Genomic DNA, 22,722 nt, shown 5'->3' on the forward strand with positions numbered 1-22,722 from the left:
CAAATTAGCCAAGGCGATGCATTGGGGGCGGTGGCTTCCGGTGGGCTGGCGGGCTTGGCCGGCTGGCAAATTTGGCGCAACAACCAGCGAACCGAGCGGGAATTGGAAGTGGATCTCGATGCGATCGCGGTGGCGGTGCGTCGGGGCTACGAAGAACCGGAAGCGGCCCGGTTGTTGCTCGAAGGCATTGAAGCGGTGGCCCAATTGGAGCGGCGACCGGGCATGGAGTTTTTGGAATTGCTTCGTTGTCAACGCTTACGCGCGATCGCCGGTTTATCTCCCCTCCGGCATGAGTCATGATACCTAGGCTATTGGTGCGACGGGTTGCCCTGGTGCCAGTGGTGCTGGCGGTGGGCCTCGGTGGGGGCCTGGGGGCCTGTGGTCGATCGAACCCGGGGGTTTCAGTTCCAGACAGGGCCCCCGGGCCAACGGCGGAGCTGACGGCCACGGAGACAGCCAGCCCCACCCCAACGGGCACGGCGGGGTATCAGTACCAAGCACCCAATCGCAGTTTTCAAATTTGGTTTCCGGCCATACCCGACAGCTCAACGGATCCTTGGGTTTCTGCTCACTACGACGGCGGCACGCGGTTCTATTACGCCAGGGGTGATCAGGCGGGGCCGGCCATTGATTCCGCCAATTCCAGCTCGTTGCAACATTACCTTCAGCATGTGGCCACGGGGGTGGCGTTGCAGTTTGGGGCCGAACGGGTTCAACGATCGGAATGGGTGCGATCGAGCCAATGGCCAGCTCTCAAATTTTCCTTTCAAAATAAGCGCGGCATTCAATACGAAGCCCGCGCCATTTTTCGCCCCGCCTATAGCCAATTATTTGTGCTGGTTTTTGGCACCACGGCGGCGGAGTCATCGATGGGTTGGCCGGAATCTCGGGCCTTTTTCCAATCCTTCCGCCCGATCGATCCCGTCCCCGCTGAACCGGCTAATTCACCCGATCTCCCTGATCTCGCCCCTGTGGATTAACCCCAAGGATTGAGTTCCCGTGAGTTAATCCCCAGGAATTGATCTCAAATCAAGCGATCCCAAATCAAGCAATCTAAGCAACCGGTTCCCGTTGGGCAATGACGGCATAGAACGGATCACCACCGCCTAGCCCCAACATTTTCAGGAAGGCGGGCCCACTCGATCGCTCGATTATGTATTTCGGTTTGCCAAAGCCGGGCACATGGTTGAAATATTCACAAACCAGGGCCACTCGATCGGTTTCGGAGCGATCGCGCCAGGCTGCGATCGCCTTTTGATAAAACATCCGATTGGAAAAACTGACAATGGCAACGCCGCTGGGTTTCAGAATGCGATGAATTTCACTGAAAATTGCTTCCGGATATTGCAAATATTGCACGGAAACCGTATTCAAAACCGCATCAAAATAGGCATCCTCAAAGGGAAGTTTCAAATCTACATTTAAGTTCTGCACAATGGAGCGATCGAGCCGAGGATTTTTGGCCAATTCCGCCGCATTCATCCCATGGCCCACCACCTCCGCAAACGTTAAATTTTCCGGTAAATGGGAAACCCAACTGCTCATCAAATCCAGAATCTTGGTGTTGGGTTGCAGTTGTTGGCCATAGAGCTGAGTCAGCCGATCAATAAACCCCTCATCCACGTGGGTTACCAACCGTGGGTCTTGGTAAAAAAAGTTGTCGTTGCTGTCATCGAGTTTGGTGCGATCGTCGGGACGGAGCAGCATCATGATCGGGCAGAAAAGCGATAGAAATGAGCAATCAATACTAGGGTACAGAAAATTGCTGGTTGAGCCGGGGAATCACCGCGCTAGGATGAGGCGGACGGCGGCGAGTTGAAAGCTATGGCACTTTCGCGACGAGACTTTTTGGGGCGATCGGGAGCGGCGCTGGCCGGATGGGGGCTGGCAGAGGCGATCGCAGCCCAACGGGTGGCGCAAGTGTTGGCGGAACCAACCGGCCGGCGCAAGGCCCTGTTAATTGGCATTAATCAATACGAACCGGCGGCGATCGCCCCCAACGCGGCCTCGGTGGCCTTGGAAGGTTGCCTGAATGATGTGGCCCTCTGGCAAGAACTCCTAACTTCGCGGTTGGGCTTTCGGGCGGCGGATGTGGTGACCTTGACCGATCGGGCGGCGGGGCGGGCCCAATGGCAAGCGGCATTGAAAGACTGCGCGGCGGGACTCCGGGCCGGTGATGCAGTGGTGTGGCAATTCAGCGGCTATGGGGGCCTGTTGGCCGATGGAACGGGCCTGTTGGTTCCGGTGGATGGCCATTTGGCCGTCGGAACCCGTGAGGCGGCGACCCCTTCAGAGCCGATCGCCCCCCTGCGCGATTGGAGCGAAGTCACGATTCAAGACTGGCTGCGATCGCTGCCCACGGAACGGGTGCTGGGCGTTGTGGATGCGGGATTTGCCCCTGCTCCGGCCCAAGCTTGGGTTCGCCATCGATCGCGCCCGGTGCTCACCCCCGGTGCTCTGGATCCGGAAGAACTGGCTTGGCAGCAACAGTTACGCCGCGTCCGATCGGGGCGATCGGACGCCGCCAGCGGGTGGTGGTTGCGAGCCAGCCAGCCCGATCGCCCCGCCCTGGAATTGCCCCAATCGGGATTTGTGGCCGGGGCCTTCACCTGGGCCTTGGTGCAACAACTTTGGAACAGCCTCCCCGCCAGCACCCTGTGGTTTGACCTGGCTCACACTGCCGCCCAGGTTACGGATCAAGGGGGCCAGCAACAGCCGATCGCCCAACGGCTGGGGGCCGCCGCAATTCGGGAGAATATTGGGGAAAACATTGGGGAAAATTTGGGGCAATGGTTGGCCACAGCAGCGGGGCCCAGCGCAGGCACAGTCTTGACCGCGGATTCGGTGAATCGTACGGTGACGGTGAGCTTGGCCGGTTTGGCCCCTGCGGTGTTGGCGGGCGCAACCCAGGGTCTCATTCTGGAACCCGCAGCCACGAACCCAGCGGATGACATAGCCTGGGTTGGGGGACTGCGCATCACCAGCCGCAATGGTTGGCGGGCGATCGGGCAACCCGTGGTCGAAGACAGCCGCGATCGCCCGATTGAGGCCTTCGCCTGGCAATCGGGGCAACTTGTGCGGGAACGGTGGCGTATTCTAGCCCGCAACTTGGAGCTACAGGTGGCTCTCGACCCAAACTTTGAGCGCATTGAGCGGATTGATGCCACCAGCGCCTTTGATGCCTTGTCCCATGTGACGGTGGTGAATCCCGACAACCGGGCGATCGATGCTTGGTTTGCCCGGGCTGCCCGCCCCACTGCCAATCCTGACCCCAGTGGAGACGAAACCAAAACCGCCTATGGCCTCTGGCGACCGGGCCAAACCCTCTGGCCCAACACGGTGGGCGAAAGTGGCGAAGCGCTCAAAACCGCCGTGCAACGGTTAGGGCCACAATTGCATAGTTTGTTGGCGCGGAAACTTTGGCGGGCCACGCTGAATCAGGGAGCCGGTTGGCCCGTGCGCATCACCCTGGCGGCTTTGGAAACGCCCGATCGCCCCCTTCTGCAATGGAGCACTTTGCCCAACGCTGGCGGTGCGATCGGCCCCAACGGTTCGATCGCCCCGGCCACCTTCGCCAGCGGCAGCCGGCCCCAACTCACCCTGGAAAATGCTGGAACCGTTCCCCTGTGGGCCTTGGTGTTGCAACTGGATTCCCTGGGACGAGCCACCCTGGCACAAGGTGCGGAACCGGGCCAAACCCTTTTGGCCCCAAACAGTCACCAAACCCTCAGTTGGCCCGCTTCCCCCAGTCGGGGCTTGGGATTTCTGTTGGTGTGGCTCAGTCGAGATCCCCTGGAGCGGGTGCAGGCCAACTTGCCGAACCTGCAAACCGGTGAGAGCGATCGCCTGTGGCCCCTAGCCCAACCGCTGGCCCTTGCGCGTCAACTACTGGAAGACCTCCAGCAAATCAGCGTGAATCATGCTGCGCCCCCCAGTCGATCGCCCAGCCCCGATAGCTATACTCTCGACTGTCGGCAATGGATGGCCTGGGAATTGCCCTTTCGGTTAATTTAGAAACTCCACCAGGATTCGATCGCCCCGATTCAGATTCAACCGTTGGGCCGCATTCCCCCCCGCACAGGCCACCTCCACCCAATCATGGCTACCCACCAGCGCCACAAAGTCATGGAGCGATCGGCTGCTGTAGGTGAGTTGCGAAGGAATCAGTTGCTCGCCAATACGCACCCGCCAGGGGCGATCGCTCACCCGTTGGGCCGGAATGGTGGAAATCAGATTGCCAAAGTGATCCACATGCTGCACCACCCCCTCCAGGCTGGCCGGATTGGCCCCGGCCGCCGGATGGGACACCAAACCCGGCAACGGCAAATTCACCAAACTAGCCGGGTCGATCGGGTTACCCAAATCCGCCAACGGAACCCCATTGGCCAAATGGGCCGCCACGGCCGCAAAAATATCGCGGCCGTGGAATGTGTGGCTCGGGTTCGGCAGTCGCCAAAAGTTACGTTGGGTCAGCACCACGACCGACTCCGCCGGAAATTGCGCCAACAGACCACTCCAAAGGCCATTGTCTGGGCCCACCAACCAGCCCCGATCGAAGGCGATCGCGATCGGCCGCCGTTCGCCCCCCACTCCCGGATCCACCACCGCCAAGAACACCGTCCCCAACGGAAACGCTGCCGCCGAATTGGCCAACACGAACCGCGCCGCCCACAAATCCTGAGGGGGAATTTGATGAGTTAGATCAATGGTTGGAATGGCGGGATTGACCTGGGCAATCACCCCCTTCAGCACCCCCGCATAGCCATCGGCCGTGCCAAAGTCCGTCAGCAGGGCGATCGGCCGAGGCGGGGCTAGCCAAGCGGTGAGGGGAGCTGTTGAGGAAAAGTCCATGGGTTACTGGAATATGGGGGCCTTGAACATCATTTGAACATCAGTTACTTGAATCGATTCTGAAAAAAAATAAATTTTCTGTAATAGCTGATACTTTCTGAATCAAAATCACGCTATCTTAGCAATGGAAGGCCCTCTCAGGAGTGGCTAGTGTCGCCAGCCGAAGCTAATGATTGGCTTCTGCAAGCTGAATCATCGCAGCATTCGCGCCTTCTGTCGTCTGGTTGGTCACTTCAACGATCGTCCCAGGCACTCTCAACCCCTATCCACCTTTCGTCGATCGTTTCCTAGCCATGTTTGGAATCCGCCGCAATCGCCCCAACCCCGCCCAAGTTGCGCAAGTTCACCGCGAAAATCTGCGCAAGCTGCTGGAACACCGCATTGAAGTGGCTCGCGCCAAGGGTGACAACGATTTGGTTCGTAGCCTCGAAGCCGAAGCTGAGTACCTGAAATAACTGTCAATCCGTCAATTAAGAGCTGATTCAATTTGTAAGAGCTGATTCAATTTGTTCAGAATCGCTTGCCGATCGGCGCTTGGGTTCTTCGTTGTCGCGAGTGCCTACCCGTCTGATCTTCCAATGAAAAGTCATCACATCAGAGCTGCCTGGGTCAAAAACCTGGGCAGCTTTGTGTTTGGGCTGCTTTCAGCAGTTCTCTCCGCAGCCCAAAGATCCGCGATCGGATGCGTCCCAAGCGGGTTTCGATCAATAGACCTCTTGCATCAATCAAGAACCTCATCCCAAATCCCGCTCCCAGATCCCTGATTGACTGAAAAACACTCAAACACTGGGTTGTTCCGTAGGTTGGGTTGAGCTTTGTGAAACCCCACTCGATCACTGCAAGCTTTGCTGTTGTTGGGTTTCGTACCTCAACCCAACCTACGAAATGATCGTTAATTAGCCCATCTTGATCAGAGGGGGTTAATTCGTGCAAGAGGTCTAATCAGTTTCGATCGAGATTGCGATCCGTGGAGGTCGGCCACGAACCAGCGACCCAGGCGGTTGTGCAGATGGTTGCCTTAGGCGGATTCCGTCAGCGCCCCATAGAACTCGGGCCGGCGATCGCGGAAGAAACCAAAACTGGCCCGATCGAGCGCCGTCTGAGTCAAATCCAACTGAGCCATCAGAATTTCGGGCTGATCGATCGCCCCTTGGGTCAGCAGCTCGCCTCGGTGGTCGCAAATAAAACTCGTGCCGTAGAACTTTTGCCCCTCTTCATTGCCAATTCGGTTGGCCGCCACCACGGGCACGACATTACAAACCGCATGGCCCAACATGGCCCGCATCCATAGGGGCCGCGTATCCAGGTTTGGCTCCTGGGGTTCCGAGCCGATCGCCGTGGGATACAGCAGCACCTCCGCCCCCATCAACACCATCGATCGGGCACATTCCGGGAACCACTGATCCCAACAAATGCCCACACCGAGGCAGCCAAATCGGGTGTGCCAAACCTGAAAGCCCGTATTGCCCGCCCGGAAATAGAACTTTTCTTCGTAGCCGGGGCCGTCGGGAATGTGGCTCTTGCGGTAGAGACCGAGGATCGAGCCGTCCGCGTCGATCGTCACCAAGCTGTTGTAGTAGTGCTGGCCGTCGCGCTCAAAAATTGAGGTGGGAATCACCGTGCCCGTTTCCCGCGCCACCTGTTGCATGGCCACCACCGCCGGATGTTCCGTGGCGGGGTACGCCGAAGCGAAAAACTCCGCCCGTTCTTCTTTGCAAAAATAGGGCCCTTGAAATAATTCCGGCGGCAAAATTACTTGCGCGCCTTGGCTAGCTGCTTGACGAGCGGCGGCCACAACGCGATCGATATTGTCCTGCAAGTTCCAGGTTTCAAAGGCATCTTGCAGGGCAGCAACGGTGACGGTGCGATGGGTGGTCATGATTACTGGTGTGAGAAAAAGGGTTGCTGTTGGGAAATGCAGTGGAACGAGCCACCCCCTTGCAGGATATTTTTGGCGGGTAAACCGATGACTTCCCGATCGCCCCAAACCTTGCGCAAATCCTGGGCGATCGCCTGCAAGGCCGCCACCGCCGCCCCATCAAAGGGCGAGCCATATTGGGGCACAATCACCCGCGTATTGCTGATATAGAAATTGACATAGCTGGCGGCCATCAGCTCGCCTTCCTCGTCTTCTACGCGACCCGGCGACGGAATCGTTAGCACCTCGATCGCCCGGCCCTTGGCATCCCGCGCCGCCTTGAGGGTGGCGATCGCCTCTAGGAGCGCCTCCCGGTTGGGATCATCGGGGCCGCTGGGTTCCATGCACACCACCGTTCCCGGAGCCACAAACCGCGCCAAATTGTCCACATGGCCATCGGTGTGGTCGTTTTGCAGCCCATCGCCCAGCCAAATGATTTGCTCAACGCCCAAGTTGGATTTCAGCTTGGCTTCGATGTCCGCTTGGGAGAGGTCGGGGTTGCGGTTGGGGTTCAGCAAGCATTGGCGGGTGGTCAGCAGCGTGCCTTCACCGTCGTGGTCGATCGCCCCGCCTTCCAACGTCCAAGGATGGGGCAAAAAATCCACCCCCGATTGCAGGGCGATCCGTTCCGCCACCGAGTCGTCATGGTCGAGCAGATATTTGCCGCCCCAACCATTGAACCGAAACCCGATCGCCACCGGTTCTCCTAGGCTGTCGCGCAAAAACAGCGGCCCCGTGTCCCGCAACCAAATATCCCCAAAGGGTTCGTCGTAAATTGTGGCTCCCAAGGGTTCCAGGGCGGCTTGGGCTTCCGCCACCTGGGCCGAACCGCAGGCGAGCACGTGTAGCGCTTCCCCACGCGGCTGGCCGGTGGCAGGGTCGCAATCGGCGATCGCCCGCGCCAGACCCAACACCTCCGATTGCACATCGCGATAGGCATCGAGCCACAAATCGGGATGGCTGGGCCAAGCCAACCAAACCGCCGCATGTTCGTGCCATTCAGGAGGGAAATACATGGGACGTGATGAGAATTGCAGGACTGAAGATGATCAAACGATTGGAAATGGCGGTTGGAAATGGCGATCAAACACATTTCGTAGGGGCGCACCGCCGCACGCCCATCCGTGGACTAGCAAACTGGATGTCCGAATTGGTCAGAAGGGGCCTAGGGTTTGTCATCAATTCCGTCCCGTAGGGGTTGGGTCTCCCAACCCTGACCCGGGCGATCGCTCCCAACCGATTCACCACCGGAACAGGGATTGCGGGGTTTGGGCGGGGAGACCCCGCCCCTACGATTGATTGGCTAGGAGGACGCGACAATTCGGGTTTTGGGGATTTTGATGACACGCCTTAAGCCCCTTGTCTGGTTGGCGGGGCCAAACCGATCCAATGCTGCATTCACCCTAGCCGATCGAGGTGAACAACCGGTTAAGCCGCCGTCTTCAACCTTAATCAATGCCCAAATCAATGCCCAATGGATCGAGCGAAACTTAGCCAAAAATCAAGCGCGATCGCCCCAAGGCCACCGCGCTGATCGAAAACAGCGATTCAATGGGGATTGATCGACGGCTTTGCAGCCCGATCGCCCCCCATTGCTCACTAGTTGCTGCCCGTGAACACCAAATCGGGAAATTTGTCTTGGGCTTCGGCCAAAGGACGCTTGCGCCCTTCTTCTTGCCAGTAGTTGATGATTTCCGTGGCGCGGTTCAACAATTCCACCCGATCGGACTCCGAAATCCAATGCTTGGATTCCAGCTCCGACTTCAGTTGTTCCCACGCATCGTTCCGCGGCCAGAAGAAATAGGCCGTCAGCGGGCTGGTTCCTTTGCCCACAACTTGATCCACCGCCAAAGCGACGTTTTCTTCAAGCCAGAGAACCTTTAAAATAAACTTCGACAAGCTGATGCCTCCAAGATCGACTGCTACGGGTATTTGGCAAGGGTTCGGCCAGTCGGGATCTTCAGACGAAATTTACGCGACTCCAGCGGGTCTTCAACTCGTCCAGGGCGATCGCAACTGACGACAGCACAGCAGTCTATCGTACCGCAAGGGGGCGGTTGACGATCGCCTTTCCGTAATTAGCAGCGATCGGATCATCGCCACAGGCCCCCCAGGTCGCCACGAGATCGCCATAATGTCGCCGCGATGTCGCCATGATATGGTTGCGGCTGTTGAAACAGGATTGCAGATTATTCTGTTGATTGACCCTTTCCATGACTTCCAATTCTCTCCAGGCGATCGCGGTTTTTGACATTGATGGCGTAATTCGGGATGTGGGCCAGTCCTACCGCCGCGCCTTGGCGGACACGGTGGAAGCCTTCACCGATGGCCAATTTCGCCCGACGATGGCGGACATTGACGCGATTAAAGCCGAAGGATCTTGGAATAACGATTGGTTAGCCTCTCAGGAATTTGTCTATCGATTTTGGGAAAGTCAGGGGCGATCGCGCGCAGAATTGGCCCTGAACTATGACGAATTGGTCTTGTTTTTCCAAAAGCGATATCGCGGCCCCAACCCCGAAGATCCCAGCAGTTGGACGGGCTACATTTGCGATGAACCGCTGCTGGTCGATCGCGCCTATTTTGAACAGCTCACCGCGGCCCAAATGGGCTGGGGATTTTTTAGCGGCGCTACACCAGCCTCGGCCAATTTTGTTTTAACTCAGCGGGTGGGGCTAATTGATCCGGTGTTGGTGGCCATGAATGATGCGCCGGAAAAACCTGACCCCACGGGCTTGCAAATGGTGGTCGATCGCCTGGAACCGGCCGGGTTGCAACTGCCGGTGATTTATGCGGGCGACACGGCGGCGGACATGCAAACGGTGCTGAATGCGCGCAAAATCGCCCCCGATCGCCGTTGGATTGCGGTGGGCATTTTGCCGCCCCATGCCCTGGTTGATTCGGCCACGCGCGATCGCTACACTGCCACTTTGAAGGCCAATGGCGCAGATGTTGTGTTGTCGTCGGTGACGGAATTAACGGGCGATCGAATTCGAGATTGGCATTAACTGCGGTGATTGATGGCGGTAGCGTTTACATCCGTCTCAGGTTGAAGTTTTTGCATCCTGGATAGACCACATCACCAATAATGCGCTGTTCATCTAGAAAGACAATCCCGCTCAACCCGACCATTTCATAACCTGAAGGCTGATTAATCCAACGAGTACCACCCAAGCTGAGCCAAGCACGACCTGAATCAAGCCTCCTGTAAAAGCCTTGCATCTCAAAAGACCCGGAGGGTATGGAAGGATTATGGGGGTGAGCAGAGAAATAAAAGATAGCTTTTACTCTCTCTAATGAATCAATTCTCAGATCGAGTTTTAGTCGGGTTTGACCTTGATTGCACGTATAGTCACCTTCCCAAATTCCTGACAGATTAATTCTAGAAGGTTGAGTCTTCTGAGTTTGCGTCAAATAACCAAAGCTGGGATTTTTAGATATTAGTTCGCTTACGGTTAGGCTTCCTAACAGAAATAGAAATGGCAATAATATTTTCATTTGAGGTCAGAGAATTTTGATAATTTTCCACCCTACAGGCTTGATCAATCCGTCCTGAAAGCCTACGGATTCAAAGCCAGCGATGACATTTTGGAAAAACTGTTGGCGCTGAATTTGGAATTGGCAGAAAAAGAACAACAAGGTGAAGCGATCGTCGGGCCCTGGGCGCTCGATCGACCCCCAGGCGATCGGTCGAATTAACTAATCAAAGCCAAACCGTCTTTTAGCTTTGTTGGGCAATCCAATCGAGACAACATTGGCGGAAATGATCGCCCCGAACTTCAAAATTCGGGAACTGGTCAAAGCTGGCACAGGCAGGCGACAACAAGACGATCGGGGCCTCGTGTGCTTTGGCCAACTCGGCGGCCCGGGGCACTGCCCGATCGAGCGTTTCCACAATTTCCGTGGCCCCATAGCCAGCCGCTTGCAGATTGGCTTGGAAGGTTTCGGCCGCGCTGCCAATGAGCAAAACGGCGGCGGCTCGGGACTGAATGGCCGAAATCCAGGCGCGATCGTCCCCTTCTTTGGCCTCGCCGCCCGCAATCAGGATCGCCGGTTGGGCCACCGCCTTCAGCCCCACTTCGGCCGCGTCGTAATTGGTGGCTTTGCTGTCGTTGATGAAGTCGATGCCTTGCCAACTGCCCACCCGCTCCAGACGATGGGGCACGCCGGGAAAGTCGCGCACCGCCTGGGCAATGGTTTCCGGGGCAATGCCAGCGTAGTGGGCCGCAGCCACGGCCATCAGCAGGTTTTGTTGGTTGTGGCGGCCGGTCATGGCCAGGGCGCTCACGGGCACGATCGCTTGGCCAGCCACCACGGCCCAACCGTCTTCGACCCAAGCCCCCCGATCGGGGTTGGCGGGCAACTGGTCACGCCCGGCCACGCTCGTCCAAATGGCGTTGGGATAGGGGGCGATCGCCTGGGCCCGCAGGGCCGGATCGTCACCGTTCAAAATTTGCAGGGCCGCTCGATCGATCAGGCTGGCTTTGATGTTGAAGTAGTTATCTAGGCTATAGTGGCGAGCCAGGTGGTCGGGGGTGAAGGTGGTCCAAATGCCAATTTTGGGGGCCAGGTTTTGGGAGGATTCAATTTGGTAGCTGCTGACTTCGGCAATCACCCAATCGATCGGGTCAGCTTCCGGCAGGGCCAAGCCACAGGCGGCGGCTCCAATGTTGCCGCAGGCGGGCGCTTTTAGGCCGGCCGCTTGAAAGATGGCGGCCGTGAGGGCGGTGGTGGTGGTTTTGCCGTTGGTGCCAGTGATGGCCACCCAAGGGGTCTGTTGCAGGTTGCGCCAAGCCAACTCCATTTCCCCGATCGTGTCGATGCCGAGCGCCCGGGCCCGGGCCACGCCGGGGCTATCCCAAGGCACGCCGGGACTGACCACCACTAAATCCGGTCGCGGCTCGATCGGGTCGGGGTTGAAGGTGTCGCCCAATCGGACTTGGATGCCCAACTGGGTGAGTGTGGCTTCGATCGGGGCCAGGCGATCGCCCGTTCCCCGATCGCTCACGGTCACCTGCCAGCCTTGGGCCGCCAACAGTTGCGCCGCCGCCACTCCAGATTTACCCAATCCCACAATCCAAGCCGTTTGCACGCTCAACGCTCCCGTTTTGTTTCTGAACTGCTGTTTCTGAACTGCTGTTTTTGAACCGCTGTTAGCGCTGCCGTTCCCGTTCCAAGGCATCGATCGCATCGCCCAAGGCCGTGGTCAAATCCCGTCGGGTGCGATCGTGGGCTTCCCGTTCTGCCTGGAGCTGCCGTACTAGTTGTGCCAGTTGCTCGCGCAGTTGCCGACATTCAATTTGAGCCTCGGCCAGGGCGGCCGGAGTGCTGGCGGGCAGGGCGGCCCCGGTGCTGGCAGCCTCTCCCAGCGGTTCCCACCCGTCCAGCACTGCATCGGGATTTCCGCGCAGCCGATCGACTTCCCCTTGCAGCCGGGTCTGTTGTTGCTGAAACTGTTCCCGATCGGCTCGGCGTTGTTGGGCTTCCGTGGTGTAACGGGCTTGCCAAGCGTCGGCGGCCTGGTAGGCCGCATCCCGATCGCGTTTCAGGTCGGTCACCTGTTGTTTGAGGGCTTGAATTTCTCCAATCCATTGGGTGACCTGTTCGTGGGACAGGGGCCCTGCCCCATTCAGCCCTTGGTTGCTCATGGCCGATCTCCGAATGGTTGCCAACTGCTTGCGGACAATTGCTAATTTTTTAGCAACTAATTTCTTAGCAACTAATTTTTCAGCAACAGGTAGTAGAGCCGGCCGCGCGACCCGGTGACCCCGGCTCGATTCCCGGCGATCGGGCCCGTGCCCATGAAGTAGTCGGCTCGGCCGGGGCCAATCATGGCGCTGCCGGTGTCTTGATCCAACACAAACCGGCTGACGTTGCGATTCACCACGCGCCCGTCCGCGCTGGCATAGGGCAGCGTTGTGTTGACCAAAGCCAAGGCTCCGGGGGGCATCAGGGAGCGATCGGTGGCGATCGAGCGATCGGGCGTAACGGGCACACCCAAGGTTCCTGTGGCCGGTGCGCCAAAGGTTTCCCGGAAGAAGATAAACCGCGTATTGCGGGGCAAGTAGTTATCCAATTCCTGGGGATTTTGGCGGAAATAGCGAATCATCACCGGCAGAGTCAACCCTTCAAAGGGCAGCTTGCCATCTTTGGCCAGCTCGCGGCCCACGCTGGTGTAGCCATAGCCGTTGTGGTTGGCATAGCCGACGGTGATCACGTTGCCATCGGGCAATTGCAGCCGGGCCGAGCCTTGGATATGCACCAAAAAGGCTTCTAGGCGATCGCTTAACCAAGCAATTTCCTGACCGCGCAGGGGGCTGTTGGTGCCTTGGCCATCTTTGCCTTCCAGGACTTCGCGGGTGGGCATGGGGGTGCGCCAACTGGCCAAGTCGGCCGGTTCCCGATAAATCGGATAGCGATAGGTGGCGGAGGGGGTGCGGCTGGCACGATAAATCGGTTCGTAATAGCCCGTGAAGAAAACATCACCGTTGCCATCCCGCCCGATCGATTGGTAGAGCATGAATTCCCGATCGACCAAGGTGGCCAACTCGCGGGCCGATCGCGCCTGGGTCACCAGTTGCCGAAACCGCCGCACACTCCGCAACACCCGATCGCGCGTAATGCCGGCAACGGGATAGTTTTGGTAAGCCGTGGCGGCCGCTGGCGATTGCAAATAGCGCAAGCTGTGGTCGATCGATTGCAACAGGTTACGGCGATCGCCCGATCGGCCGAACAGTTGCTCATCTAAGCCCAACAGACCCGCAATCGATCGCGCCTGTACCGGCCGCAGGGGAATCCGCTGTTCCGCTGGTGAGAGAGGGGTTTCTCCCTGGTGCAGAGGGGGCGGAGTGGGTCGAGTGGTGGCCTGAGCCAGGGCCGTGGAACCGCTGAAGGTGGAACCGCTGAAGGTGGAACCGCTGAAGGTGGAACCGCTCAACGCCAGAGAACCCAGAAGAGAACTCAGACTAAAAACCGCCCCCCAGTAACCAAACTTGGGAGCGGCATGATGGCCAGAACGGCGATTGATGGCCAGGTCATCGAACTTAGCCCTTAGCTCAGATTGATCGGATTGAGCGGATTGAGCGGAGCGATGGCGGAAGCGATGGCACAAGACATCTTTCAGGAAATCTTTCAGACTCATGGGGGTGGTTGGGGTGAAGCGGTGAGGAGCAATCGCGATCCCCGATCAGCATGGGGCGACAGCGATCGGCTCAGGGGCGATCGGATTGGGGATCGACGGACTATTGCTATCAGACTGGCGGGTGATCGCGCAAGCCCCGATCGGGGAATTGCTTCCTCGATCGTTCCATTGCATTGCCACACCAGTTTTGAGACCAATGGCCAACCGCCGTTCAACCGCGATCGCCCCTGAAGCGACTGCTCAAGAACTCCTAGTCGATCGAGGAGACCCACAAAGGAGCAGCTTTGGCTTCCCAGGCATCCTTAAAACGATCGATCAATGCTGGAGTTAAACACCGGTTCCACCCGGATACCTAACACCTGCGATGGTCGCACCACCATATATTCACCCTGGAGATTTTGGATGGGCACGCTAATGAAGGCCGAAGAGTCCTGCTTCGGAACCAAGTCCGTGCTGTACCACTTTTGGAAGTCTTGAATCGTGCGGAAGCGAACTTCCTCGCGGTGACCGCCCGCCAACAGGATATGCACCGCAAACTCATCAGGTGTTCTCGGCATCGGCCCGGGATCCTTATAACAACAACAACTGCTGCCGCAGCAAACTACCCATCAACATACTCATCAACATTCATTCCGAGGCAGCTTGGTTGCCAGCGGCGATCGCCCCAAACAACCAGTGACCCGCAATTGGCCACCGTAATCATGGAGCTTGCCCAGACTTTACCAAAAAAAAGGGTTTAAAGCCCTGCCCTTGTGGAGCGGCTGATCGATCGGGGCAGCCAAGGCATCAGCCGGGGTATCCATAACGCAGCTTGACTCGATCGATTAGCTAAATTGTGAAATTCGTGAAATCTTCGATTGTGAGAATTAATTAAGATAATCAAAACTTGTTTTCAACGAAAAGATTATAAAGATAAGCTTATGAAAATAATTTAGTTTTTATTATTCCCGAGCCGGTCAAGTATCTAGACTTTTTATGAAAGAACCTTTAGCATGTCTGAAGTTGCTAAAGCGGGAAGGCGCTTGACAAGCGGGATTCAGAACCCATCATCAAGCTCCGATTTAAATTTCCTTGGCTCTTAGCGATCGGCTTTTTCACAACTCATGACAAATTTGGCGACCCCTTGATCGCCCGATTTGTTGTGCTCAACTTTCACTTAAGGTTGCTAGCGCCATGTCTGATGAGTTCGGATTTTCGCGTCGTCGCTTTCTATTGACCGCTGGAGCCTCCGCCGCAGGCTCCATTCTTTTAAAAGGATGTTTGGGAAATCCCCCAGAAACCGGTGGCACTGCCGCGAGTCCGGCCGGAGGATCGCCCACCAGTGCCGCCAGTCCCGCAGCCCTGACCCCGGAAACCACCCCGGAAGTCACCAAAGCCAAGCTGAGTTACATCCCGATCGCCGAATCTGCACCACTGATCATTGCCAAGGAAAAAGGCTTTTTTGCCAAGTACGGCATGACCGAAGTGGAGGTGTCCAAGCAAGCCAACTGGGCCGCCGCTCGCGACAACGTGGTGATCGGTTCCCAAGCGGGTGGGGTTGATGGGGGTCAGTGGCAAATGCCCATGCCCCACTTAATCACCGAGGGCATCATCACCAACGGCAAAAAAGTGCCCATGTATGTGTTGGCCCAACTGGTGACCAACGCCAATGGTATCGCTGTTTCTGGCAAAAATGCCGGTAAAGGATTGGGCTTAGATCTCAAAAACGCTCAAGCCTATATCAAGGACTATGCCAAGGCTAATGGTCGCAAATTCAAAGCAGCTCACACCTTTCCCAACGTAAACCAAGATTTCTGGATTCGCTATTGGTTTGCAGCCGGTGGGATTGACCCCAATCAGGACATTGATTTGCTCGCTGTTCCCCCGCCAGAAACCGTGCAAGGGATGCGGATCGGGACGATGGATGCCTTCAGTACCGGTGACCCCTGGCCCTATCGAATTGTGAACGACAAGATTGGGTTTATGTCTTGTTTGATCACCGAAATGTGGCCCTACCATCCTGAAGAATATTTTGCGATGCGGGCCGATTGGGCAGATGCCAACCCCAAGGCCACCAAGGCATTGCTGAAGGGGATCATGGAAGCCCAGCAATGGTGCGACAAGCCCGAAAATCGCGCAGAATTGGTGAAAATTGTTTCCGGTCGGAACTATTTCAACATTCCTGCCAACATTCTGGAGCCGCCTTTCTCAGGCAAATATGCCATGGGAGATGGCAAGCCTGAGATCAACGATTTCAACAAGGGCCCGCTCTATTGGAAAGACCCGATCGGGAGTGTTTCCTATCCCTACAAGAGCCACGATCTTTGGTTCCTCACGGAAACCATTCGTTGGGGCTTTCACAAGGATTATGGCTTCACGATCGCTAAGGCGAAGGATTTAGTTGAACGGGTCAATCGCGACAGTATTTGGCTAGAAGCTGCCAAGGAAGCTGGGATCACCGATGTACCCAACAGTCCTTCTCGTGGGGTAGAAACCTTCTTTGACGGCATCAAATTCGATCCTGAAAAGCCCGAAGATTACCTCAAGAGCTTGGCCATTAAGGCTTAGGAATTCGCTCCCAAGGAACCGACTCCTTCAGGACGACTCACACACCCAATTGGTTGAATTTCGCTTCATTCAACTTCCTTTTTCGACCGTCGAGAGAAATCACCATGGCACCTTCCGTATCTCGATCGAACGGCATTTCCAAGCCCTCCGCCTTTGAACAATGGCTGCAGAAAAATGGCAGCACGGTTCTGTTACCCGCGATCGGGATTTTGGGATTCCTGACCATTTGGCAACTGATTGCTTGGTCGGGTGTGACCCGGTTGCCCGGCCCCCTGAGCGTGTTCACCGACGATCGCACCCGCACCCTGCTGCTCTATCCCTTCTACGATCGCGGCGGGTTAGACAAGGGTCTGTTTTGGCAAACGATGGCGAGTCTGGTGCGCGTGGCCCAGGGCTATGCGATCGCCTCAGTGGTTGGCATTTCATTGGGAATTGTAGTGGGCCTTTCACCGGCCATTGACAAGGCCTTGGATCCGGTGTTTCAGTTCTTGCGAATGATTGCACCGCTGGCGTGGGTTCCGATCGCCCTGGTGACGTTCCAGCAACCGGAAATCTCCGCCATCTTCGTGATTTTTGTGACCGCTGTTTGGCCGATTTTGATTAACACCACGGTGGGCGTGAAGCAAATTCCCCAGGACTACATCAACGTCAAGCAGGTGTTACAACTGAAGCAAAAAACCTTCTTCTTCAAGATTCTATTTCCCTCGGCCCTGCCCTACATCTTCACGGGTTTGCGGATTGCGATCGGTCTGTCTTGGTTGGCAATTATCGCGGCTGAAATCGTGATTGGTGGCACGTTGGGTATCGGCTTCTTCATCTGGGATGCCTATCAGCAAAACTACGTCAGCGAAATCATTTTGGGTGTGGTTTACATCGGAGCTGTGGGCTTGATTCTCGATCGCGCTGTTGCCTACATCCAAACCCTGATCCTGCCGGAATAAATCGGTCAATCGCCAGTTTCCAAGGGCGCAAGCGTTGCGCCCCTACCTATTCCCTCCGCTGGTTTTTAGAGGATTGCCCCATGAGTGCATTCGTTGCGATCGAGAATCTCGAAAAAGTCTTTCCCCTCAACCAAGGTGAATATCTTGCCCTCAAGGGCATTGACCTAACCATCAAAAAGGGTGAATTCGTTTCCCTAATTGGTCACTCCGGCTGCGGCAAATCCACCCTGCTGAATATGATTTCTGGGTTGGATTTTCCTACCGATGGCCTCGTCACCCTGGAAGGGCAACGGATTAGAAAACCCGGGCCCGATCGGATGGTGGTGTTCCAAAACTATTCGCTACTGCCCTGGTTGACCGCCCGCGAAAACATCGCCTTGGCTGTCGATGAAGTAATGGGTGATTTGCCCAAGGCCGAGCGCGATGCCATGGTGCAAACTCACATTGATATGGTGGGTTTAAAACAAGCCGCTGAAAAGCGCCCCGGTCAACTGTCCGGCGGGATGAAACAACGGGTGGCGATCGCCCGTGCCTTGGCCCTCAAGCCCAAGCTGTTGCTGTTGGATGAACCCTTCGGCGCGTTGGATGCTTTGACTCGCGGGAATTTGCAAGAAAAGCTGATGCAAATTTGCGAGGAAAACCAAGTCACCGCCGTGATGGTGACCCACGATGTGGATGAGGCGGTGTTGTTGAGCGATCGGATCGTGATGCTTACCAACGGCCCTGGCTCCAAGATTGGGCAAATTTTGGACGTGGATATTCCCCGCCCCCGCAAGCGGATGGAAGTAGTGGAACACCCCAGCTACTACAAGCTGCGATCGGAAATGATCTACTTCCTAAACCAACAGAAACGGGTGAAAAAGATTCGCGCCCGCAAGGTGGAAGTGGTCGCCAAACATGGCTTGGAAAAAGTCAATTTGGAAATCGGTTTTTTGCCCCTCACTGCCTGCGCCCCCCTGGCTGTAGCCAAGGAAAAGGGCTTCTTTGAAAAATACGGTCTTGATGAAGTCAACCTGGTGCGGGAAACCAGTTGGCGCGGCATTGTAGACGGGATTGCCGGTGGCTACATTGACGCAGCCCAAATGCCCTCGGGAATGCCCGTTTGGTTAACCGTTGGTGGCCATGAAAATCGCTCCTTGCCCACGGTTACTTCCCTGACCATGAGCCGCAACGGGAACGCCGTCACCCTTTCCAAAAAGCTGTTTGATGCGGGCATTCAAACCGCCGCTGACTTCAAAAAGCTGCTGCGGGAAACGCCGGGTAAGTCTCACATTTTGGGGATGGTTCACCCCTCTTCGATGCACAATTTGCTGCTGCGTTATTGGCTGGCAGCCAACGAAATTGATCCCGATCATGATGTGCATTTGGAAACGATTCCGCCGGCCCAAATGGTGGTGGATTTGAAAGCGGGCAGCATTGACGGCTATTGCGTCGGTTCGCCTTGGAACCTGCGGGCCGCTATGGAAGGCGTGGGCGTGACGATCGCCACCGACCTGGAAATCTGGCAAGGGCACCCGGGCAAAATCCTGGGTGTGCGCGAAGACTGGGCCAACGCCTACCCCAACACCCACGTGGCCCTGGTAAAGGCGCTGCTGGATGCCTGCCGCTACTGCGCCGACCCGGCAAACCACTTGGAAGTCCGCAAAATCCTGAGCGATCGCGCCTACGTGGGCACTCGCGAGGAATACATCCACCTGGGCGATCCAAAGGAGCTGACCTGCGACCTGGGCAACCCGATCGAATATGCCCACCACTGGTTCTATGGCGAAGGGGCGAACCGTCCCAGCCGCACGGAGCACCTGTGGATGATGGCGCAGATGGCGCGTTGGGGTGATGTGCCTTTCCCGCGCAACTGGCTGGAAGTGCTGGAGCGCGTGGTGCGCCCAACCACCTACAGCATTGCGGCTCGGGAGCTGGGCTTGCTGGATGAGAAGTTCCGGCGCGGAGCGATCGAACTGTTTGATGGCTCGGCCTTCGACGCGGAAGACCCGATCAGCTACCTGAACAGCCTGGCGATTAAGGCCAACATCTCGATCGCCGAAGTTCACCTCGATCCGCCACGAATCTTGGCTGCGTAAATCCCCATTCATGGGTGGGGGGCAAGGGGCTTAAGCCCCTTGTCTGCAACCAGCTTCTGCAACTAGCCAACTATCAGGATATTGGGCGCACGGCGGTGCGCCCCTACCAATCCACATCGCTTCAGTTTGCAATCCGAATTAACCGATTCGTCGGAGGTTTTTAGGATGTCGATCGCCACCAACAGCGCTCAAAAAGTTGCGCCGCTCCAGTCTTCCGGCACGCCCTTTCTAGAGTTCAAAGGGGTTAACAAAACCTACCCCACCGGTAAAGGCCCCTATGTCGTTTTGGATGGGGTGAACCTCACCGTTAATGAGGGCGAATTTATTTGCGTCATCGGTCACTCCGGTTGCGGGAAATCGACCCTGTTGAGCATGGTTTCTGGGTTTGCCCAGCCCACCCACGGCACTGTGCGCCTCAAGGGTCAAGACATCAAAAAGCCCGGGCCCGATCGAATGGTGGTGTTCCAAAACTATGCCCTGTTGCCCTGGTTGACGGTGTTTGAAAACGTCTATCTAGCGATCGATGCGGTGTTTCCCGAAAAGCCTGAACGGGAAAAGCGTGCTATGGCTCGCGACAACCTGGCCATGGTGGGTCTCAGCGAAGCCATGGAAAAGAAGCCACCGCAAATTTCCGGGGGTATGAAGCAGCGGGTTTCGATCGCCCGCGCCCTTTCTATTCAACCGGAAGTGTTGATTCTCGATGAACCCTTTGGTGCGCTGGATGCGATCACCAAGGAAGAACTCCAAGAAGAATTGCTGAAAATTTGGAGTGGTCGCCGCTGCACGGTGTTGATGATCACTCACGACATTGATGAGGCGCTCTTCTTGGCCGATAAGTTGGTGATGATGACCAACGGCCCTTCTGCAAAAATCGGGGAAGTGATGGAAATTCCGTTCGATCGCCCACGCGATCGGGATCTGATCATGGAAGATCCGCGCTACTACGATCTGCGGAACTACGCCCTCGATTACCTGTTCAATCGTTACGCCCACGACGACGAATAGGCGCGATCGATTTTCTCAGTTTTCTCCTCAATAGCTTGGCTATCCCCGTTTGCCCCACCAGGGCGATCGGGGATTTTCTTAATCAACAACAAATCAGTTCAACAGATTCTTGTGGGATTTTCTTCAGAGATAATGAAGTATTGAGCAGCATCAAGGCAGCTCATCATGGACTGAATTTTCTTTACTTTTGTCAATCTCTAAAGCAGTTTTCACAGATACGAGGTGCAACCAAAAACTCGCTAATTTCCACAATTTCGGTAGGGGCAGGTTTGAAACCTGCCCCTACGACAATGGTTAATGTTCTCGACTGTTCAAAATCCAGCTCCGAAATTGGTAGAACAGCGATCGCACATGCTTCAAACGATTCAAAAGCATTAAAAAACCGCCCGAAGCTTGTTCGAGCGGAGTGTGGTGTGAGGAGTGAACGGAAACATGCGTCTCCGCTATACCTCTATTCTATACGCTGAGTTTGCCTCTCGATAAGGATTGTGGCCGATCGCCCTATAAATTGAGACGAATCGACAACCTCAGCAGGCGATCGACTATTTGCCCATGCCCAACTGTTGAGCCTTCTGGTACACCTTGCCCTCGGTCAACAGCGACGGCGCAACGGCCACCTCCACTTGCTGCATTTCCTTCAGGGTGCTCGCGCCCAGGGTGCCCATGCTGGTCTTCAGTGCGCCCAACAGGTTGTGGGTTCCATCGTCCAACTTCGCGGGGCCGATCAGGATTTCTTCCAGGGTTCCCGTCGTGCCCACCTTGATTCGCGTGCCGCGCGGCAGCACGGGGCTAGGCGTGGCCATGCCCCAGTGGAACCCACGACCCGGCGCACCGGCCGCCCGTGCGAACGGCGAGCCAATCATCACCGCATCGGCTCCGCAGGCGATGCACTTGCAGATATCGCCGCCGGTCACCAAGCCACCGTCAGCGATGATCGGCACGTATTGACCGGTCTTGGCGTAGAATTCGTCGCGAGCGGCCACGCAGTCGGCCACGGCAGTCGCTTGGGGCACGCCAATGCCCAGCACCCCGCGCGAGGTACAGGCCGCGCCGGGGCCAATCCCCACCAACACGGCGGCGGCTCCAGCTTCCAACAGTTGCAGGGTCACTTCGTAGGTGACGCAGTTGCCCAGGGCCACGGGCATCGGCATTTCTTTGCAGAATTTTGCCAAGTCCAGCGGGGTCACGCCTTCGGGGGAGACGTGGTTGGTGGAAACGACGGTGGCTTGGATAAAGAGGATGTCGGCTCCGGCTTCGGCGATCACGCTGCCAAATTTTTGGGCGGCGATCGGGGTAGCGCTGACGGCTGCGATGCCGCCGCCGGCCTTCATTTCCTGAATTCGCTTAGCAATCAAGGCTTCTTTGATCGGTTCGGCGTAGAGTTCTTGCATCAAGGGCACGAATTCGTCTTTGCCGACGGAGGCAATCCGATCGAGGATCGGTTCGGGATCGTCGTAGCGGGTTTGGATCCCTTCCAGGTTCAACACGCCCAATGCCCCCAACTGGGCCAGCTTGATGGCGGTTTGGACATCCACCACGCCGTCCATGGCGCTGGCAATAATCGGGATCGTGCGTTCGATGCCGCCGATCGTCCAGCGGGTATCGGTGACGTTTGGATCAACGGTGCGGCCCCCCGGCACCAGGGCGATTTCATCAATACCGTAGGCCCGGCGAGCGGTTTTGCCTCGTCCCAATTGAATGTCCACTGCGCTTGCTTGCTCCTTGGCTCGAATCGAGGTTTGCGATCGCTCATATAGATAACCCTAGAATTCGTTTTGCAGAGCGAATTCGAGGGGTGATTGAGCGGTTTGGCGAAATGTATTCCAGCTAGGGTATCAAATCTAGCAGACGGCGCGATCGCTTCTAGAATCTTGGGCGATCGATTCGCGATCGCCCCCTTGACTTTCGGAGGACTGGGCCGGGAATGGGCGGGTTGCACGGCCCCCGCAACGGTACAATTTGGGGCAGCGTTGCGGTCTGGCGCGGTTTTGCTGGCGCACGATCGCTGGTGAAATGAGGGGTTGCCCGCGTGGCTCCCTTGGTGTTGGCCGGCCCCTGGCCGACCCTGTGCTAATCCCAAAAGCCGCAGTGATGTTGTTACGATTGCCCCTGTGAATTGCCCTATGGGTGCTGCTGAGTGGCCGGAAGTTTCTGCAACCAACGGAATCGCCACAGGTGCGATCGAACCGGAGCAATTACTCGATTTAGCCCAGCGGGCCGGTGCCGAAGCCGCTGAAGTTT

General features: G+C 56.8%; 22 protein-coding genes. 11 read left to right on the top strand and 11 right to left on the bottom strand.

From position 1 onward, the window contains the following. A partial coding sequence (locus VPK24_RS12590) for a DUF3318 domain-containing protein (RefSeq protein ID WP_393013833.1) occupies positions 1-300 on the top strand: 300 nt, incomplete at its 5' end. Beyond that, on the top strand, positions 297-980 hold the full coding sequence (locus VPK24_RS12595) for a hypothetical protein (protein ID WP_393013835.1): 684 nt from the start codon (positions 297-299) through the stop codon (positions 978-980). The genes VPK24_RS12590 and VPK24_RS12595, both read left to right, overlap by 4 nt. A 73-nt stretch (positions 981-1,053) precedes the next feature. Here VPK24_RS12595 and VPK24_RS12600 read toward each other — a convergent pair whose 3' ends face one another. Continuing rightward, positions 1,054-1,707, bottom strand: coding sequence for a class I SAM-dependent methyltransferase (locus tag VPK24_RS12600; RefSeq protein ID WP_393013864.1), 654 nt, complete (start codon positions 1,705-1,707; stop codon positions 1,054-1,056). Positions 1,708-1,824: 117 nt separating this feature from the next. Here VPK24_RS12600 and VPK24_RS12605 point away from each other — a divergent pair, with 117 nt between their 5' ends. After that, on the top strand, positions 1,825-4,014 hold the full coding sequence (locus tag VPK24_RS12605; protein ID WP_393013837.1) for a caspase family protein: 2,190 nt from the start codon (positions 1,825-1,827) through the stop codon (positions 4,012-4,014). Here the strand turns inward: VPK24_RS12605 and VPK24_RS12610 are convergent. After that, positions 4,006-4,851 carry an SAM hydrolase/SAM-dependent halogenase family protein gene (locus tag VPK24_RS12610; protein ID WP_393013839.1) on the bottom strand — a complete coding sequence of 282 codons (846 nt, stop codon included), beginning with the start codon at positions 4,849-4,851 and terminating at the stop codon, positions 4,006-4,008. The two genes, VPK24_RS12605 and VPK24_RS12610, sit on opposite strands and share 9 nt — an antisense overlap. Before the next feature lie 293 nt (positions 4,852-5,144). Here VPK24_RS12610 and pirA point away from each other — a divergent pair, with 293 nt between their 5' ends. Next, on the top strand, positions 5,145-5,306 hold the full coding sequence (pirA, locus tag VPK24_RS12615; RefSeq protein WP_190354042.1) for an arginine synthesis PII-interacting regulator PirA: 162 nt from the start codon (positions 5,145-5,147) through the stop codon (positions 5,304-5,306). A 563-nt stretch (positions 5,307-5,869) separates the two neighbouring features. Here the strand turns inward: pirA and aguB are convergent. From aguB to VPK24_RS12630, 3 genes are all read right to left on the bottom strand, one after another. Beyond that, on the bottom strand, positions 5,870-6,730 hold the full coding sequence (gene aguB / locus VPK24_RS12620; RefSeq protein WP_393013841.1) for an N-carbamoylputrescine amidase: 861 nt from the start codon (positions 6,728-6,730) through the stop codon (positions 5,870-5,872). Between the two features lie 2 nt (positions 6,731-6,732). Beyond that, the gene (locus tag VPK24_RS12625) at positions 6,733-7,785 is read right to left on the bottom strand and encodes an agmatine deiminase family protein (RefSeq protein ID WP_393013843.1); all 1,053 of its coding nucleotides are present in this window, start codon (positions 7,783-7,785) and stop codon (positions 6,733-6,735) included. A 583-nt stretch (positions 7,786-8,368) separates the two neighbouring features. Then, positions 8,369-8,668, bottom strand: coding sequence for a 30S ribosomal protein PSRP-3 (locus VPK24_RS12630; protein ID WP_099531728.1), 300 nt, complete (start codon positions 8,666-8,668; stop codon positions 8,369-8,371). Positions 8,669-8,982: 314 nt separating this feature from the next. Between VPK24_RS12630 and VPK24_RS12635 the strand changes: the two genes are divergently transcribed. Beyond that, positions 8,983-9,777, top strand: coding sequence for a TIGR01548 family HAD-type hydrolase (locus VPK24_RS12635; RefSeq protein WP_393013845.1), 795 nt, complete (start codon positions 8,983-8,985; stop codon positions 9,775-9,777). Positions 9,778-9,802: 25 nt separating this feature from the next. Here VPK24_RS12635 and VPK24_RS12640 read toward each other — a convergent pair whose 3' ends face one another. The 4 genes from VPK24_RS12640 to mltA all read right to left on the bottom strand — a co-directional run bounded on the left by VPK24_RS12640 (position 9,803) and on the right by mltA (position 13,706). After that, positions 9,803-9,991 (bottom strand): hypothetical protein, encoded by a 189-nt coding sequence (locus VPK24_RS12640; RefSeq protein WP_393013847.1) that lies wholly within the window; start codon positions 9,989-9,991, stop codon positions 9,803-9,805. A gap of 499 nt (positions 9,992-10,490) precedes the next feature. Continuing rightward, positions 10,491-11,861: a UDP-N-acetylmuramoyl-L-alanine--D-glutamate ligase gene (murD, locus tag VPK24_RS12645; RefSeq protein WP_393013849.1), complete on the bottom strand. Its 1,371-nt coding sequence runs from the start codon at positions 11,859-11,861 to the stop codon at positions 10,491-10,493. 61 nt (positions 11,862-11,922) lie between these two features. Next, positions 11,923-12,417, bottom strand: coding sequence for a hypothetical protein (locus VPK24_RS12650; RefSeq protein WP_393013851.1), 495 nt, complete (start codon positions 12,415-12,417; stop codon positions 11,923-11,925). A 71-nt stretch (positions 12,418-12,488) separates the two neighbouring features. Then, a complete protein-coding gene (mltA, locus tag VPK24_RS12655) occupies positions 12,489-13,706 on the bottom strand; it encodes a murein transglycosylase A (RefSeq protein ID WP_393013852.1) in 1,218 nt (405 codons plus the stop codon). Between the two features lie 153 nt (positions 13,707-13,859). On the opposite strand from mltA, the gene VPK24_RS12660 reads away from it, so the two are divergent. Next, positions 13,860-14,141, top strand: coding sequence for a hypothetical protein (locus tag VPK24_RS12660; RefSeq protein ID WP_393013854.1), 282 nt, complete (start codon positions 13,860-13,862; stop codon positions 14,139-14,141). Positions 14,142-14,212: 71 nt separating this feature from the next. Here VPK24_RS12660 and VPK24_RS12665 read toward each other — a convergent pair whose 3' ends face one another. Further along, the gene (locus VPK24_RS12665) at positions 14,213-14,467 is read right to left on the bottom strand and encodes a hypothetical protein (RefSeq protein WP_099531721.1); all 255 of its coding nucleotides are present in this window, start codon (positions 14,465-14,467) and stop codon (positions 14,213-14,215) included. A 616-nt stretch (positions 14,468-15,083) separates the two neighbouring features. On the opposite strand from VPK24_RS12665, the gene VPK24_RS12670 reads away from it, so the two are divergent. The 4 genes from VPK24_RS12670 to VPK24_RS12685 all read left to right on the top strand — a co-directional run bounded on the left by VPK24_RS12670 (position 15,084) and on the right by VPK24_RS12685 (position 20,481). Continuing rightward, positions 15,084-16,457, top strand: coding sequence for a CmpA/NrtA family ABC transporter substrate-binding protein (locus VPK24_RS12670; protein WP_393013856.1), 1,374 nt, complete (start codon positions 15,084-15,086; stop codon positions 16,455-16,457). 104 nt (positions 16,458-16,561) lie between these two features. Further along, the gene (ntrB, locus tag VPK24_RS12675; RefSeq protein WP_393013858.1) at positions 16,562-17,398 is read left to right on the top strand and encodes a nitrate ABC transporter permease; all 837 of its coding nucleotides are present in this window, start codon (positions 16,562-16,564) and stop codon (positions 17,396-17,398) included. Positions 17,399-17,478: 80 nt separating this feature from the next. Continuing rightward, the gene (locus VPK24_RS12680; protein WP_393013860.1) at positions 17,479-19,476 is read left to right on the top strand and encodes an ABC transporter ATP-binding/substrate-binding protein; all 1,998 of its coding nucleotides are present in this window, start codon (positions 17,479-17,481) and stop codon (positions 19,474-19,476) included. A 165-nt stretch (positions 19,477-19,641) separates the two neighbouring features. Further along, a complete protein-coding gene (locus VPK24_RS12685; RefSeq protein WP_099531717.1) occupies positions 19,642-20,481 on the top strand; it encodes a nitrate ABC transporter ATP-binding protein in 840 nt (279 codons plus the stop codon). Between the two features lie 542 nt (positions 20,482-21,023). On the opposite strand, the gene VPK24_RS12690 is transcribed toward VPK24_RS12685, so the two are convergent. After that, the gene (locus VPK24_RS12690) at positions 21,024-22,187 is read right to left on the bottom strand and encodes a GuaB3 family IMP dehydrogenase-related protein (protein ID WP_190529078.1); all 1,164 of its coding nucleotides are present in this window, start codon (positions 22,185-22,187) and stop codon (positions 21,024-21,026) included. Positions 22,188-22,352: 165 nt separating this feature from the next. Between VPK24_RS12690 and VPK24_RS12695 the strand changes: the two genes are divergently transcribed. Next, positions 22,353-22,493 carry a hypothetical protein gene (locus VPK24_RS12695; RefSeq protein WP_393013862.1) on the top strand — a complete coding sequence of 47 codons (141 nt, stop codon included), beginning with the start codon at positions 22,353-22,355 and terminating at the stop codon, positions 22,491-22,493. The last annotated feature ends 229 nt before the right edge of the window (positions 22,494-22,722 follow it).

It is taken from the genome of Limnothrix redekei LRLZ20PSL1, from assembly GCF_043235035.1.
GTDB lineage: Bacteria > Cyanobacteriota > Cyanobacteriia > CACIAM-69d > CACIAM-69d > CACIAM-69d.

Coding starts and splice junctions, on each gene's coding strand:
- VPK24_RS12595 (WP_393013835.1), top strand. CDS start 297: ATGATACCTAGGCTATTGGTGCGACGGGTTGCCCTGGTGCCAGTGGTG.
- VPK24_RS12600 (WP_393013864.1), bottom strand. CDS start 1,707: ATGCTGCTCCGTCCCGACGATCGCACCAAACTCGATGACAGCAACGAC.
- VPK24_RS12605 (WP_393013837.1), top strand. CDS start 1,825: ATGGCACTTTCGCGACGAGACTTTTTGGGGCGATCGGGAGCGGCGCTG.
- VPK24_RS12610 (WP_393013839.1), bottom strand. CDS start 4,851: ATGGACTTTTCCTCAACAGCTCCCCTCACCGCTTGGCTAGCCCCGCCT.
- pirA (WP_190354042.1), top strand. CDS start 5,145: ATGTTTGGAATCCGCCGCAATCGCCCCAACCCCGCCCAAGTTGCGCAA.
- aguB (WP_393013841.1), bottom strand. CDS start 6,730: ATGACCACCCATCGCACCGTCACCGTTGCTGCCCTGCAAGATGCCTTT.
- VPK24_RS12625 (WP_393013843.1), bottom strand. CDS start 7,785: ATGTATTTCCCTCCTGAATGGCACGAACATGCGGCGGTTTGGTTGGCT.
- VPK24_RS12635 (WP_393013845.1), top strand. CDS start 8,983: ATGACTTCCAATTCTCTCCAGGCGATCGCGGTTTTTGACATTGATGGC.
- VPK24_RS12640 (WP_393013847.1), bottom strand. CDS start 9,991: ATGCAAGGCTTTTACAGGAGGCTTGATTCAGGTCGTGCTTGGCTCAGC.
- VPK24_RS12650 (WP_393013851.1), bottom strand. CDS start 12,417: ATGAGCAACCAAGGGCTGAATGGGGCAGGGCCCCTGTCCCACGAACAG.
- VPK24_RS12660 (WP_393013854.1), top strand. CDS start 13,860: ATGGCGGAAGCGATGGCACAAGACATCTTTCAGGAAATCTTTCAGACT.
- VPK24_RS12665 (WP_099531721.1), bottom strand. CDS start 14,467: ATGCCGAGAACACCTGATGAGTTTGCGGTGCATATCCTGTTGGCGGGC.
- VPK24_RS12670 (WP_393013856.1), top strand. CDS start 15,084: ATGTCTGATGAGTTCGGATTTTCGCGTCGTCGCTTTCTATTGACCGCT.
- ntrB (WP_393013858.1), top strand. CDS start 16,562: ATGGCACCTTCCGTATCTCGATCGAACGGCATTTCCAAGCCCTCCGCC.
- VPK24_RS12680 (WP_393013860.1), top strand. CDS start 17,479: ATGAGTGCATTCGTTGCGATCGAGAATCTCGAAAAAGTCTTTCCCCTC.
- VPK24_RS12685 (WP_099531717.1), top strand. CDS start 19,642: ATGTCGATCGCCACCAACAGCGCTCAAAAAGTTGCGCCGCTCCAGTCT.